General features: G+C 51.3%; 15 protein-coding genes, 1 pseudogene and 1 riboswitch. Of the genes and pseudogenes, 8 read left to right on the forward strand and 8 right to left on the reverse strand.

The window, feature by feature from the left end:
• The 3 genes from P3X23_RS03820 to P3X23_RS03830 form a co-directional block, all read right to left on the reverse strand.
• The coding region (locus P3X23_RS03820; RefSeq protein ID WP_300873306.1) for an inorganic phosphate transporter at positions 1-347 on the reverse strand (347 nt) is incomplete at its 3' end.
• A gap of 3 nt (positions 348-350) precedes the next feature.
• Complete coding sequence (gene thiC / locus P3X23_RS03825; RefSeq protein WP_300873408.1) at positions 351-1,733, reverse strand: phosphomethylpyrimidine synthase; 1,383 nt, start codon at positions 1,731-1,733, stop codon at positions 351-353.
• Between the two features lie 10 nt (positions 1,734-1,743).
• Positions 1,744-1,842, reverse strand: a riboswitch (TPP riboswitch).
• A gap of 33 nt (positions 1,843-1,875) precedes the next feature.
• On the reverse strand, positions 1,876-2,811 hold the full coding sequence (locus tag P3X23_RS03830; protein WP_300873308.1) for a septal ring lytic transglycosylase RlpA family protein: 936 nt from the start codon (positions 2,809-2,811) through the stop codon (positions 1,876-1,878).
• A gap of 598 nt (positions 2,812-3,409) precedes the next feature.
• Here P3X23_RS03830 and P3X23_RS03835 point away from each other — a divergent pair.
• The 8 genes and pseudogenes from P3X23_RS03835 to P3X23_RS03870 all read left to right on the forward strand — a co-directional run bounded on the left by P3X23_RS03835 (position 3,410) and on the right by P3X23_RS03870 (position 8,840).
• A pseudogene (locus P3X23_RS03835) lies at positions 3,410-3,861 on the forward strand (DUF2339 domain-containing protein).
• 140 nt (positions 3,862-4,001) lie between these two features.
• Positions 4,002-4,316, forward strand: coding sequence for a hypothetical protein (locus P3X23_RS03840; protein ID WP_300873310.1), 315 nt, complete (start codon positions 4,002-4,004; stop codon positions 4,314-4,316).
• 78 nt (positions 4,317-4,394) lie between these two features.
• Positions 4,395-4,667: a DUF2339 domain-containing protein gene (locus P3X23_RS03845; protein ID WP_300873311.1), complete on the forward strand. Its 273-nt coding sequence runs from the start codon at positions 4,395-4,397 to the stop codon at positions 4,665-4,667.
• 42 nt (positions 4,668-4,709) lie between these two features.
• Complete coding sequence (gene pdxH, locus P3X23_RS03850) at positions 4,710-5,345, forward strand: pyridoxamine 5'-phosphate oxidase (protein WP_300873313.1); 636 nt, start codon at positions 4,710-4,712, stop codon at positions 5,343-5,345.
• 425 nt (positions 5,346-5,770) lie between these two features.
• The gene (locus P3X23_RS03855) at positions 5,771-5,911 is read left to right on the forward strand and encodes an urease subunit beta (protein WP_300873315.1); all 141 of its coding nucleotides are present in this window, start codon (positions 5,771-5,773) and stop codon (positions 5,909-5,911) included.
• Between the two features lie 64 nt (positions 5,912-5,975).
• The gene (locus P3X23_RS03860; protein ID WP_300873317.1) at positions 5,976-6,731 is read left to right on the forward strand and encodes a HEAT repeat domain-containing protein; all 756 of its coding nucleotides are present in this window, start codon (positions 5,976-5,978) and stop codon (positions 6,729-6,731) included.
• Positions 6,732-6,743: 12 nt separating this feature from the next.
• A complete protein-coding gene (locus tag P3X23_RS03865; RefSeq protein WP_300873319.1) occupies positions 6,744-7,541 on the forward strand; it encodes an ABC transporter ATP-binding protein in 798 nt (265 codons plus the stop codon).
• A gap of 135 nt (positions 7,542-7,676) precedes the next feature.
• Complete coding sequence (locus P3X23_RS03870) at positions 7,677-8,840, forward strand: glycosyltransferase family 4 protein (RefSeq protein ID WP_300873321.1); 1,164 nt, start codon at positions 7,677-7,679, stop codon at positions 8,838-8,840.
• Here P3X23_RS03870 and prmA read toward each other — a convergent pair.
• The 5 genes from prmA to P3X23_RS03895 form a co-directional block, all read right to left on the reverse strand.
• Complete coding sequence (prmA, locus tag P3X23_RS03875; RefSeq protein WP_300873323.1) at positions 8,818-9,765, reverse strand: 50S ribosomal protein L11 methyltransferase; 948 nt, start codon at positions 9,763-9,765, stop codon at positions 8,818-8,820. The genes P3X23_RS03870 and prmA overlap by 23 nt on opposite strands.
• An 8-nt stretch (positions 9,766-9,773) precedes the next feature.
• Positions 9,774-11,357 carry a phosphoglycerate dehydrogenase gene (gene serA / locus P3X23_RS03880; RefSeq protein ID WP_300873325.1) on the reverse strand — a complete coding sequence of 528 codons (1,584 nt, stop codon included), beginning with the start codon at positions 11,355-11,357 and terminating at the stop codon, positions 9,774-9,776.
• A 516-nt stretch (positions 11,358-11,873) separates the two neighbouring features.
• The gene (locus tag P3X23_RS03885) at positions 11,874-12,719 is read right to left on the reverse strand and encodes a hypothetical protein (protein WP_300873327.1); all 846 of its coding nucleotides are present in this window, start codon (positions 12,717-12,719) and stop codon (positions 11,874-11,876) included.
• 15 nt (positions 12,720-12,734) lie between these two features.
• Positions 12,735-13,289 (reverse strand): RAMP superfamily CRISPR-associated protein, encoded by a 555-nt coding sequence (locus P3X23_RS03890; protein ID WP_300873329.1) that lies wholly within the window; start codon positions 13,287-13,289, stop codon positions 12,735-12,737.
• 371 nt (positions 13,290-13,660) lie between these two features.
• Positions 13,661-14,029, reverse strand: a complete 369-nt coding sequence (locus P3X23_RS03895) for a hypothetical protein (protein WP_300873331.1) — start codon at positions 14,027-14,029, stop codon at positions 13,661-13,663.
• Between the last annotated feature and the right edge of the window lie 116 nt (positions 14,030-14,145).

The following is a 14,145-nucleotide window of genomic DNA, read 5'->3' on the forward strand; positions in this document are numbered from 1 at the left end:
CCTACTAAGCCACCAATCAGGGCGTGGGAAGAACTACTGGGCAGCCCCCAATACCAAGTGAGCAAATTCCAGCCCATTGCACCAAGAAGTGCGGCACTAATTACGCTAAACCAATGTTCACCCAAGGCGCAACTGTCGAGAATCCCCGATTCAATGGTTAGCGCCACCCGTGTACTCAAGAAAGCACCGCTAAAATTAGCCACAGCCGCAAGGATGAGGGCTGAGCGCAGGGAAAGGGCACGGGTGGCCACCACCGTCGCAATAGCATTGGCGGCATCATGGAAACCATTGGTGACATCAAAAAGGAGGGCGATCGCAATCAGCCCCCCCTTGAACTCAATGGCCATGCTCTAGGCAGAGGCGCTGACTTGATCTTTTTCCTTGGCGAGGAACTTCTCCAGTTCCGCAAGGGCGTCGGCATCCACTTTGGTTTGCATTGGGCAGAACTTCGGCCCGCACATGGAGCAGAACTCAGCCGTTTTGTAGATATCTGCTGGTAGGGTTTCGTCGTGGTATTCCCGTGCCCGATCTGGATCAAGAGCCAGTTCAAACTGGCGGTTCCAGTCAAAGTTGTACCGTGCCCGCGACAGTTCATCATCGCGATCGCGCGCTCCCGGACGGTGACGGGCAATATCCGCTGCGTGAGCAGCAATTTTGTAAGCAATTAAGCCATTGCGCACATCTTCGGCATTAGGCAAGCCAAGGTGCTCTTTGGGGGTGACATAGCAAAGCATCGCTGTGCCGTACCAGCCCGCCATTGCTGCCCCAATGGCACTGGTAATGTGGTCGTAGCCAGGGGCAATATCAGTCACTAAAGGTCCAAGGACATAGAAGGGGGCTTCGGAGCACTCTTCCATTTGCTTGCGCACATTAAATTCAATTTGATCCATGGGCACATGGCCAGGCCCTTCCACCATTACTTGGACATCGTGTTCCCAAGCCTTGCGCGTCAATTGACCGAGGGTTTTCAACTCCGCCAGTTGAGCTTCGTCGGAGGCATCGTGGAGACACCCCGGCCGCAGCGAGTCCCCTAGGGAGAAGGAGACATCATATTTTTTGAAGATTTCAATAATGTCGCGGAAGTGGGTGTAGAGCGGATTTTGCTTGTGATGATACAGCATCCACTTGGCGAGAATGCCACCACCGCGCGACACAATCCCTGTGATGCGGTTTTTGACCAAGGGCAGATATTCAATGAGAATCCCGGCATGGATTGTCATGTAGTCCACCCCTTGCTGGGCGTGCTTTTCAATGACATGAAGAAAGTCATCGGGGGTGAGCCGCTCAACACTGCCGTGGACACTTTCAAGGGCTTGATAGACGGGCACCGTACCGATGGGCACCGGTGAGGCATTAATAATGGCGGTGCGAATGGCATCGAGGTCACCCCCCCCCGTGGAGAGATCCATTACCGTATCGGCACCATACTTGACTGCTAGACGCAGTTTCGCCAATTCTTCCTCGAGGTTTGAGGAGTTGGGTGAGGCACCAATATTCGCATTGACTTTGCACTTGGCGGCAATTCCAATCGCCATCGGCTCGAGGTTGGGGTGATTGATATTGGCGGGGATAATCATCCGCCCACGAGCCACCTCATCGCGAATCAATTCCGCAGGTAAATTCTCCCGCTTTGCCACATAGTGCATTTCTTCGGTGATGATCCCTTGGCGGGCATAATGCATTTGGGTGACATTGTCTTGCCCTTTGCGGGCAGCAATCCATTCGCTACGCACCATGGATAGAATCCTCTCTAGACAGCTTCCCTACGCCAGCATGACCTGGTTCAGGTTCTAAGGGTTTACTCTCAGTCTGCTCTGACCGCAGACACCCCTAGCATGTCGTTCATTCTATCATTTTGCCCTTGGGGGGTGGGGATCAATCCAGCACATCAATGCGTACAGGCCCGACACCCGCACCAATCAGACCAATAGCAGCGGCAGCTCCCCGCGAGAGGTCAATTTCCCGTCCCCCTGTAAAAGGCCCGCGATCGTTAATCCGCACGACCACTGAGCGGCCATTTTGCAGATTCGTCACCCGTACCCGTGTACCAAAGGGCAGCGTGCGATGGGCAGCCGTAAGGGCATCTTGATTAAAGCGCTCACCATTTGCTGTGCGAGCACCATGAAAACCAGGACCATACCACGAGGCAAGACCACTAAACTGCATCCGAATTGGTCCCATGGCCACAACTGTATTTTGGCTCCCCTCAACACTGGTAAGAGCCGGAGCATTACCCAGTTGGCGACGGATCAAGTTGGCAATTCGCAGGGCATTTTCATCGTTGCGCTGTGCCCCCTTAGGCAGCATGACCTGATTGTTCAGGGTCAGCAGCGGTTCTTGGTCAGCGTAGATGCGATAGTGCTGCTGTTGGGCATCCCAACGGACGCGCACCAAATTGGCGTCAAAACCCTGTTCGTGAAGCTGATTGAGACGAGCAGTAAAAAGGGTTGCCTGTTGTGCTGCTTCTGAGAGAGTGGTTTGCTCTGGCATCCCGGCGCCGTTCGCGGCAGCGACTTTGACTCCCTCTGTGGTGGCTGCCCGTTGCCCCAAGAACGTAAGCACGGGAATCCCCCGCAGATAGACAGTAATGGCTTCCCGTCCCTGTTGCTGATGACGATGGAGGCTGGCGATCGCCCGCGTTGTCCTCGGAGCTGTGGACTGACGTTCCCCCACTTTGGTGGCAACAACGGTCGAGGCGGTATCTGAAGCTGACTCTATAGCTGGTGCAGTCGTGGTTGCACGGCTACTAGAAAGCATTCCCAACACAGCCAACGTGGTTGTTGTCAGACCCAAATAAAGCGTTTTTTTCATAGGCGTCCGTTAAAAAGGGCATCCATACGGCTGGACAGTAGGGCACCAACATCACACGGGGCAAACCCTTACTGGTGCCGTGTTCGCTCTCATCGCGGAACTGTTTCAACCTACCACGAAGGCCTAGAATCAAGCATCAGGGGCATTTTGTTCACGGAAAACATCTTGAAAGAGAATAAAAAAGCGCCGAGGGCAGTGAAACCTATGCAGACTGGCATATTGACGGAATTTAGAGTTGATGAAAGAAAATAAGAAAATTTTATAAACTTTTAACAAGTTATTTTTAATTTCTGAACACTTTTGTGACTCCGATCACCGAAAATAAAAATTTCTCTGAAAGATAAAATTTGCTTTTTGCGACCTTTTCTGTGTGTCATAGGACGATTTTTGACCTGATTTTGTTTCCTGTTTTACCCCTTTTGGAAGGCTTCTCTAAACATTTGATAAAGTGCATTGCTCAAGGAATTGCTCTCTTTTTTAGCGCATAAAACGGGGATATAGCCCCTAAGGGGTCAGACTATGGCAGACAGGGATGACTTGCGGCGTTGTCTTGAAAACTGAGAAGCCGCTGTGGCCGTCCTCCAGCGATCGCTATGTGATGCCTTCCTCAGCGGACTGGCTGCACAATTGGGAGCTGTGGCTCAACCGTCTTGGTGTTGGCCTACTGCTGTGGGGGCTTGGCTTTCTCTTTCGGTACGCCGTTGAATTGGGCTGGATTATGGATGGGGTTTTTGTGGCCATGGGCTTTGTTATCGGGATTGTGCTGATGGGGCTGGGCTGGCGGTTGCAGCAGCGAGCCATTTTCAGTCAGTTTTTGCAGGGGGGTATTACCTAACCATCTTTGCTGCTTATCAGTTTTTAATAGTGATGCCTTGGGGCATGGCGTTTCCATTGATGGGGGCAGTGACCCTGGGGGCATTTTTTATATCGTTGCGCCAAAATCGAGCCATTTTGGCAGTGATTGGTGTTGTTGGCGGCCTAACCACCCCCTTGCTCCTCTACAGCACAGATATTAGTTGTCCTTTGGCCTTGACCAGTTACATTTTTTGAATTCTTCTGGGCAGTTGGCCAATTGACGGGGTGAAGGGCGGGCGATCGCTCCTGCTTTCAGCTTTTTGGTTGGGATGGCTGATGTTAATGGTGTCTATGACCGTTCACCGGATTAATCTGGGGGGTTGCAAGCGATTCTGGTGTTGACTTGGCTAGGCTTTACGGTATTGCCCCCTTGGTATCAGTGGCGCGATCGCTCCCACTCCCAGCAGACTTCCCCAGTATCAGTTGGCTATGGTTCAACAATCGCCCTTTTTAACCCGCTCATTGCCCTCGGCTTAAGTGCTTTTCTTTGGGGGTGGTCAACAACGGTAACGGGGCGCGTGGTGGCCTCTACCTTGGAATCAGTCTGCTCTGGCGACGCCTGTCGCAACCTTGGCGCTGGGTCTATAGCTTTACGGGACTTGTGCTGGTTGCCTTCGGTATTATTATTCGCTACTACGCTAATCGCCTGATCCTCGCACCCCTAGTAATCAAGGGGCTGATTTTGCACGACCTAAGCCAACACGATTCGTCACAAAACTTGCGGATGATTGCCCCTCTTTGGTACGGGGGCAACGACCCTTGTCTGGGGACTCTTTGGTGTGGGACTGCTGAGCTATGGGCTGCGACGAGATACATCAGTACTGCGCACGCTGGCTTTGATAATCCTAATCATTACACTGGTTCGCCTTTTTTTCATTGATCTTATCAATCTTGCGCCCGTGGGGCGAGTGCTCCTATTTATGGGATTTGGTTTGATTTTTTTGCTGCTGAGCTATTTTTTTCCGTACTCTGTGGGGGCGATCGCCCGTGGAATCCTCTAGGATCAGTGAAGAAACCCCAAGCAACAAGTCTGAAGAAAACCCATGACCAGCATTGCTGATCTGCGCCGTGATTACCGCCGTCAACGTCTTCTAGAAAGTGAGGCGGCTGAAGATCCAATTCAACAGTTTCGCCTCTGGTTTACCGAGGCCGTCAACGCCGAATTGCCGGAACCCAATGCGATGACGCTGGCCACCCTTGGCCTCGATGGTATGCCCGCCGCGCGACTGGTGTTGCTCAAAGAAGTGGATGAGCGCGGGTTTGTTTTTTTCACAAACTATCGTAGTCGCAAGGGTCTAGAATTAGCAGCTCATCCCAAGGCCGCCCTAGTGTTTTGGTGGGCAGAACTAGAACGGCAGGTGCGCATTGAGGGCCATGTCGAGCAAATCAGTGCAGCGGAGTCCGATGCCTATTTCCAAAGTCGTCCCTTGGGTAACCGTTGGGGGGCATGGGCATCTCAGCAGAGTGAGATTCTAGAATCCTACGCCGAACTGGAAGCTCGCCTAGCAGAAGTGGAAGCCCGCTACGGTGAAAACGTGCCCCGGCCAGAGCATTGGGGTGGCTATCGGGTCCTGCCGACCTTGATTGAATTTTGGCAAGGACGACCCAATCGCCTCCACGATCGCCTGTGCTATCGTCGCCAGGGAGACCACTGGCAGCGGGTACGCCTCTACCCCTAGGATAGAGATACCTTGCCGAGATTGGCCGCGAGTCTGCCATGATTCCCAGTGAACTCATCCCCGCAGATGGCGCGATTGAATTTAATGCTGGCTGACCAACAGTTACTTTAACGGTGGTCAACTGGAGCATCGCCCCATTCAGTGGGGGCGCATCATCACTTTTAGGAAAAAAGCTTAGAGCCCCCGGTTTAAGCGCAGGCTGAAATTATTCAGCTGTGGTGCGGTTCAGCACCTTCTGAGTTCAAGTTCTTTGACCTCAATGCGTTCAAAGCAGAAATGTTTGTCCAGACGATGCGTGCCACAACCGAACCGGCAAAACTGCTTCGCATTGCACCCAAAGAACAGCAGGCATTAACGACCGCCAAGGGGGTGACGCCCCTTAAGTCTATACTGTCAACTAGGTGATTCGCATCCTCAAGGGAAAGGTGGGCAGGCAGGTCAATCTTGCTCTCCAGTTTGATCGCCAACAGGCGCGAGGGATGTGCTTAGATATTCCCGCTGGCACGGCCATTCCCTTTGAGCTGGGGGATGAGCAACTGGCACAACTGATGACCTCAAATCTATGACTTTCGCGCTGAAGTCAACGGTGCGCTCTAGTCGGGGTTCCAAGCATCCTGTAGATTAAACAGTATGGATGACAATGATTTCCCCCTTCTTGACACCTCAGAAGATGCACTGGCAGCTCTACCGAGTGAGGAGAGCGATCGCCCCGATCCCGAAGCTATGTTGCCCCTGCTGACCTCCGCTGATGTGACGGAGCGGATGTTAGCGGCGCGTGCCTTTTGTGAATTGCAGGATGAACGCGCCACACCCTATCTCATTCATCTGTTGCAAGAACCCTGTCCCTTGGTTCGTGTCAGTGCTGCCTATGCCCTTGGCCGTAACCCCAGTTTGGCGGCAGTGGATGCCCTCATTCAGCAATTGGAGCGGGACTGGAATGGCTATGTCCGCAAAGGCATTGTTTGGGCCTTGGGCAACTGTAGCGTCCGCTTTCCCCTACCAGAAGTTTATCGGCGCACCCTTGATCCCTTGATTCATGCCCTGCAGACCGATATTTCTGCCGTGCGCCTGTGGGCGGCCAGTTCCTTGGGTCAAGTTGCCGAAGCCAGTGAAGAGGCGGCAACGGTTGCCATTCCTGTCCTTGCTTTGGCTTTGGCTCAGGATGCGATCGCGGCGGTGCGCAGTAACTGTGCTTGGGCCTTGGGTCATGCCTGTCGCAAAATTCCTTTTGGCTCTCTGTACACCCAAGCCATTGATCAACTGATTGCTGCGCTGCAGGACAGTGATATGGGTGTTCAGGAAGATGCCAAAGCAGCCCTTTTGAAGTTGGGGGATGCGCGGGGATTGCAAGCGATCGCAGACCTGCAATTAGAGGCCTTTGGCTAAAGGAGGCGGCAGATGACCAAACCACTGGTAGAGTTGCGGGGTGTCTGCAAAGCTTTCGGTAATAAGCAGGTTCTCGATAATGTGGATTTGGTTATCTATCCCCAAGATGCCCTTGTGATCCTTGGTCCTTCTGGTACTGGGAAGTCAACAATTTTGCGGATTATTGCCGGATTACTTGCCCCCGATCAAGGCGAAGTCTATGTGGCAGGTGAACGCCGCCAAGGGTTGCGCCAGGATGGCCTGTGCCGGTTGCGCATGAGCATGGTTTTCCAGCAATCTGCCCTCTTTGACTCCTTGACAGTTGCTGAGAATGTTGGCTTTTACTTGTATCAACACACCCGTTTGCCCGAAGCACGGATTCGCGAAATTGTCAGCGAAAAATTAGCGATGGTCGGCCTCGCTGGCGTAGAAGACCTCTACCCAGCCCAGTTGTCTGGGGGGATGCGCAAGCGGGTGAGTTTTGCCCGTGCCATCGTCGATAATCCAGAAGACCCCGATGACGATCCCTACCTCCTGCTTTACGATGAGCCAACAGCAGGGCTAGACCCCATTGCCTCGACAGTGATTGAGGATTTGATTCGCGACCTACGGGAGAAAACTGGCCATGCCTACGTTGTCGTGACTCACCAAAATAGTACGATTGAACGCACGGGCGATCGCCTGATTCTCCTCTACCAAGGTCGCATTTGCTGGCAGGGTACCCATGCTGAAGCTCACACAACTGACAATCCCTACTTGCGACAGTTCCTCAGCGGCGATGTCAATGGCCCCATTCACATCATCGATCAAATGGGTACGGCTGTTCTATAGAATACATTTCCCCTTGGTCTATCTGTAGGCATCTTGGCGAATTCCGAGGATGTATGTCAGGATAGCGATTATTCCCTGCTATTAAAACATTTAAATCCTATAGAAAACTATCCTTAAATAAAGGAATAAACTATCGTGGCTCTACACATCGCGTGGCTTGGCAAAAAATCCCCCCCCTGCGGCAATGTCACCTATAGTCGTGAGATTACCAATGGGCTATTGGATCGGGGTTATCAGGTGAGCTTTCTGCACTTTGCCCAAGAGGATAAACAGGAGGCCGACAGTGACAGTGAGATGCCAGATGTAACGCTCCCTTGCCTCTACAAATCGCAAGTCTATACTCTGCCGTCTCTGCGAGCCAACAAAGTTCTGGTTGAATCCCTGAAGAAACTCAAACCAGATATTGTCCATGCGTCATTGACCCTCTCCCCCCTCGATTTCTTTCTCCCTGACATTTGCGAAGAGTTGAATATTCCCCTTGTCGCCACATTTCATCCTGCCTACAGCGAAAAGTATCGCACCTTAACAGCGGGCACAGCTTTGATGACTTACCAACTCTATGCCCCCTTTTTAGCCCGCTATGACCAAGTTATTATTTTCTCTCAGTCGCAAAAAGAACTCTTGATGCGTCTTGGAGTAGGTGCTGAAACCCTGCGGGTGATTCCCAACGGGGTGGATACACGCAAATATGCCCCCGGCCCCTCTACGGCCAAAGAAGAGTTTAAGGCACGCTACCTCTATGTCTATCAGGGGCGGATGGCAATCGAAAAGAATGTCGAAGCACTCCTGCGCGCTTGGTGTGCTGCTGACATGCCGCCGGAGTGTAAGCTGCTGATGGTGGGTAGCGGTGTCCTCATGTCTTCATTAATGGCCAACTATGGCCCAGATCAAAATATTCTCTGGCTTGGCTCGATTGTTGATGATCAGGAACGGTTGCAAATTTTACGCGGCTGTGATGTCTTCATTTTACCTTCACAGATTGAGGGGTTGTCCCTTTCGCTTTTAGAGGCAATGGCCTGTGGTTTGGCCTGCTTGGCCACGGATGTGGGCGCCGATGGCGAAGTCCTTACAGGGGCAGGCATTGTCTTAAATCCCCAGTATGTCAAAACTCAGTTGCAAACGCTTTTGCCCGTTTTTTATCAGCATCCAGAAATGATTCGCCTGCTGGGGGATAAAGCCCGCAAACGGGTACTTGAGCACTATAGTCTTAGTCACAACTTGGATCGCCTAGAGGCTTGTTATCAAGAACTTATGGCATCACACTCTTTAATGCGCTCTAAAGCAAAGGCGGCAACTTGACATTGTTTAACTCGTTGAACTCGGTTGAATCCGGCAGACCTTGAAAACGGGCATTGAGACAACACCACTCCTGGCGTCGCCAGACACTGCCTAGGCTCCAGCCCTGCCGCTCCAATTGCTCTGCGACACGATCTGCTTGATCTAAGAGAATGCCGCTAAAGATGCCCCAGCCTTTAGGTTTGACAATTGCCGCCAAGTGGGGCAAAATTTCAAGAATCACCGCTGCCAAAATATTACAGACAACCCCATCTACGAATGGTGGCACTTTCTCCCAACTGCCTTGAGCCACCACTAGCTGCGCTTCCGTGAGGCCGTTGAGCTGAGCATTTCTTTGGGTGGCTGTAACTGCTAATTCACAAGTGTCAACTGCATAAACTTTCTCAGCGCCTAAGAGCAGGGCAGCGATCGCCAGAATGCCACTGCCACAGCCAATATCGGCAATCACAGTGGGGGGCAGCGGCTCAAAGGTTTGATCTAACTGCATCTCTAGGGCTTCAAGGCAGAGCTGAGTGGTCTCATGGGTACCAGTGCCAAAGGCCATGCCGGGGTCTAACTTGATGACTAAGCGGGTGTTATCTGCCGGTGGGGTTTCCCAAGCGGGACAAATGAGTAGGCGATCGCCCACCGGTATCGGATGCCAGTGAACTTGCCAACTATGAGTCCAGTCCTGCTCATTGACCAACTGCCAGTGCAGTTTGGGTGAGAGGTAGCCTTGAGCCACGACATCCTGCTCAATCCAAACCCCCAACGCGGCAATGTCCAGTAGGGTCACCTGCTGCTGCGGTACATACCCCTGAATCAATACCCGTCCCTGCTGTTGCTGGGTTGCCGTTCCTTGACAGCCAAAAGATTGCAGGCGCCAATAGACCAGCTCTTCCGCCTCAGCTTGACAAGTAACGGTAATTTCCCACCAGCGCTGTACCACAATCAAGCCTATAGATTGACAATATAGGCATCACGAATGCCGGGCACTTTGAGGATTTCCTCCAAAAGGCCTTCCGGGAGTGGATCATCGAGGCTAATCACCATCACCGCATTACCGCGCACCATTTTGCGACCCACCTGCATACTGGCAATGTTGACATTAAAGCTCCCCAACTGGGTGCCGATCTTACCAATGATGCCGGGCATATCGCGGTGCAGTGTCAGCAGCATATAACGGGTTGGCGCTACACTAATGGGAAAGTCATCAATACTGGTGATGCGCAATTCCCTATGGGCCAGCAGCGCACCAGAGACAGATCGGGTTCCCGATGGACTTTTGGCAATCAGCGTCAAAGAGCCAGCATAGTCGCGCTGCGATTCATCGCGGGTTTCAACAACGCGAATTCCCCGTTCCTTGGCCTCTAGTCCAGCGTTCACATAGTTCACCCGCTCCCGCAACGCCGGAGAGAGCAAGCCCTTGAGAGCGGCAATTACAATCGGTTGACTGTCATTGGTGGCCAGTTCCCCTTGCAGACGAACTTCCAGAGATTCCACGCGACCGCCAGCCAATTGCCCCACTAAGTTGCCGAGGGTTTCGGCCAACTGCATATAGGGAGCTAGTTTCTCAAGGACATCGGGACGCAAGCCGGGAATATTCACCGCCGATCGCGCCGGCAGCCCCAAGAGGACATCGCGAATCTGTTCGGCAACATCAATGGCCACATTCACCTGTGCTTCTTCAGTGGAGGCCCCTAGATGGGGAGTTAAAATTACCTCCATGCCGCAGGTACGCAGTGGGGAATCGGCTTCAAGGGGTTCATTTTCAAAGACATCGAGGGCAGCCCCCGCGAGTTTACCAGTCCTAAGCGCCTCCACAAGCGCTGCTTCATCAATAATGCCGCCCCGCGCACAGTTAATAATACGCGCTGTGGGCTTCATCTTGGTAATGGTTTTGGCATTGATGAGATGTTGCGTTTCTGGAGTTTTTGGCAAGTGCAGCGTGATAAAGTCCGACTCCGCAAACAGCACATCTAGATCGACAAGGCGGCAGCCCAGTTGTTCAGCTCGCTCTGTCGAAAGATAAGGATCATAGGCAAGGAGTTTCATGCCCATGGCACGGGCGACCGTAGCGACATGGGAGCCAATTTTGCCCAATCCAATAATGCCAAGGGTTTTCTTATAAATTTCTACTCCCGTAAAGCGTTTGCGATCCCATTGACCCGATTTAACCGCAGCATTTGCATCGGGGATATGGCGGGCAAGGGCGAGCATCATCGCCAAAGTGTGCTCCGCCGCCGCAATTGTGTTCCCCTCTGGCGAGTTGACCACCATAATACCTTTGCGGGTAGCAGCGGGTACATCTACGTTATCAACCCCCACCCCAGCACGACCAATAATTTTCAATTGATTGGCTGCTTCAATGACTGCCTTAGTAACCTTGGTTCCCGATCGAATCATTAGGGCATCGTATTCGGGAATGATTTTAATGAGTTCTTCCTCTGAGAGGCCAATTTTGACATCGACTTGTGCCACTTGGGCAAGCAGATCAAGCCCCACCTGTTCAATGGGATCGGAAACCAGAACTTTGGGCATACCTAAACACTATGTATAATGCCAAGTTTATTATAGTAGCACATCCTGCATGAAAGCTCTTGCAGTCGACCCTAGGCCAAAGAGCGGCTTTGTTAGGGTAAAACTCTGCTTGTACTCTGGGAATGCTAAAAAATGGAACAGCAATAGCAGAGCACCTCTACCTCCCTGTTAACAGATTTTGGATTAACCGTTCTGCATCCTCCCGCTCTTTAATGGCCAGCAGTTGCAGAAAATGACCTTCATTGCTCAGCTACTAACTGAAGGAGTCCACAACCACAAGTATTGCCAAGGGTAATTGTTTGAAATACTCACCGCGCGGCGAACACAAATTATCTAAAAGCGAAGAAAAGCCAAAATAATACAGAGGGCACTGTTGTTGATTGCCGTGTTTTTGGGGGAGCTTGTCGGCTTGAGATTTGAAACATAGCCGAAGATACGCCGCTTTGATCTCTTCCTCAGAAGCTCCCCCTGAATGCCAAGAATATCGTAGTAGTAGCTATTTTCCCAAAGAAATTGTCAGGAGGGGTTACTTTTAACTTTTTTTGTAAAGGGAAATAGCAGGTTGTATTGTCCTTCTTTCTTTAATTTATTCACAAACTTGAGTCTTGGATTATCTGGATTATCTTGACTTTCAGGTACGCCAAAGATTGTAATAACTTGGTAGTCATCCAAGTTAGCTACCCAAACAGGTGACGGCTTGCCGGTAGAACCACAGAGGTTTTTATCGTAGCCATTCCGTTGCTTAAATTGGTTATGATGGAGGCACGCAAGACCATAGGATTTTCCGTTTTCAGGAGAACCCCAGCAAAGGATAATACGGCAGTTTTTATCAGCAACTTCTTCCCATTGATCAGTATTAACAGTGCCAAGCGATAACAATGACGGTTCAGTGGGGTTAATTGTCCGATTACCCAGATCATATAAAGCGGTATAAAACTTTTGAAGGTATTCCTGAAATTTTTGTTTAAATTCCTTCGGATCCTCGGGATGTTCCCAAAAGTCATGTTCATCTTTATTTTCAGGATTAGACATAGGAATCAAGTCAGAACCGCGCCACCATGGAAGTCGAGGGTTAGGGCGCTCTTGGCGAGAGTAGCAAGGACGGCGTGCGCCTTGGCCAATACCACCAAGGTGAAACATTAGCCATGCGAGATGTTTTGCCAAGTTTGCTAAGGTGCCTTTTTGACCATCAGGAACCTCTGGGGAATAGTCCAATACCAGCGTCCCTTGTTCTTCGCCGTAGAGGTCACTTTTACCTTGTGCTTCAGGTTGAGTTACTTGACCGTTGAGCACCCGTACTTGTAGATAGCCATGCTGAAGGTGAGGCTGAATTGCCCCGAAAATTTTTCTTTTCGTTTCCACGTCTCAGGCAAATTTTTAGGAACCGTGGATGAGTTGGCCTTGAACTGTAAACTCTACGCTAAAGAAGCCATGCTCGACCTGTTTTTGGGGTTCCACTAAAACACCATAGCCTGCATTAACTTGAGAACCAAGGCCTTGGTTCAGACCACAGATTAACCAGTTTTTTACTTGCTCCAGAATTTCAAAAGAGACGCCATCTCTCGGTCGTAGGCCAATGAGGAATGAAACTCCTTGCAGGGAGAAGAAAGTGTTGGGATTGGGTTTGTACTTGAGAGAGTTCCCATCCCATGACCATAGGTTATTGACAATATCGAGTGCCAATCCGCCCTTCTTCGATTCAGGCAATGGATAGGCATCAAGGAAAATAATCTTGCCGGCTTGATTGGCTTTTTCTGCCTTTAGGGAACCGAAATACTTAGCAACCTCTATTTCTGATTTCAGCTCGCGCAGGGCTTGGGCACGGGCTACGCCGCGCAGAGTGCTGGAGGGAATATAGGGAATTCCCAAGTTATCGAAGGCCGGCAAGAGCATAGTTTCTGGACCGCGGTGGCCACAACACGGATACGCCAAGGGCAGGTGACCTGAAAACAGTTCTGTTCACCAGCAATTTGGCGGATGCGCTCTGTTAAGCTTTTCAGGCGTTCTGTGTAGTTTCCCCTCTCCGCCGTTGTGAGTAATTGAATTTTTGTTCCATCTTTACTTGAAGGATCACTGGGCGATCGCATCCAGCGGAGGTATTCAACAAAGCCTGCGGTTGGATCAGGGCCGGGAGTGGGATCAAGGGGAGGGATCGTCTTGATTGCTATTTCCGCCGCTCCCCTTACCGTTGCCACGGGGAGAATTAGCGGAATTTCCTGAATTTGGGTGCTGCGTCGCTTTATTACTTTATTAGAGGAGGGGCGTTGGAGAACTCGATTTTGAGAGGTCATTTTGCGGTGCTCCTAGTCTTTACTCTTGATGTCGGCGTAGAGGGTCGTCGCCCAGAAGGTAAATTCACGGGCAATCTGTAAGCCTAAGCCCGTTAGGCCAAGGTAGGACGCTGTGTCGAGGTTCTTGAGGGCTTCCAAACCTTTGTCATTTGCTAAATTTTGATCACCGGTTACTTCCTCAAGAACCCGGAAAAAGGCTTTAACGACATCTTTCTTTCCCTCTTGACTCAGAGCTAATTCTTCGGCCTTGAGACGCATTAATCCCCAAGTGGCGAGGTAGGTGTAGAGTTCGACGGCTTGGCTTTTTTGCTCCCGCAGCCGAGTGTCATCCTTTGTGTCCTCATGCAGTTTTCTCAAGGCTGTATAGACAGGCTGTGCCATTGTGCGTGGATAGCAGATTGGGGTGCAGGGCACTATAGAGGCCAGAAATCGAGGAACGTTCCCCAGGGGATGCTGGAAACCACCAGTTGCGAGTATTTTTAATGGCCGAGAGTGCT

Origin of the sequence: Thermosynechococcus sp. Uc (assembly GCF_029335995.1) — a bacterium.
Taxonomy (GTDB): domain Bacteria; phylum Cyanobacteriota; class Cyanobacteriia; order Thermosynechococcales; family Thermosynechococcaceae; genus Thermosynechococcus.

Excerpts from the sequence above, each read along its gene's own strand:
- P3X23_RS03830 (WP_300873308.1), bottom strand. The coding sequence starts at position 2,811 with ATGAAAAAAACGCTTTATTTGGGTCTGACAACAACCACGTTGGCTGTG.
- pdxH (WP_300873313.1), top strand. The coding sequence starts at position 4,710 with ATGACCAGCATTGCTGATCTGCGCCGTGATTACCGCCGTCAACGTCTT.
- P3X23_RS03860 (WP_300873317.1), top strand. The coding sequence starts at position 5,976 with ATGGATGACAATGATTTCCCCCTTCTTGACACCTCAGAAGATGCACTG.
- P3X23_RS03865 (WP_300873319.1), top strand. The coding sequence starts at position 6,744 with ATGACCAAACCACTGGTAGAGTTGCGGGGTGTCTGCAAAGCTTTCGGT.
- serA (WP_300873325.1), bottom strand. The coding sequence starts at position 11,357 with ATGCCCAAAGTTCTGGTTTCCGATCCCATTGAACAGGTGGGGCTTGAT.
- P3X23_RS03895 (WP_300873331.1), bottom strand. The coding sequence starts at position 14,029 with ATGGCACAGCCTGTCTATACAGCCTTGAGAAAACTGCATGAGGACACA.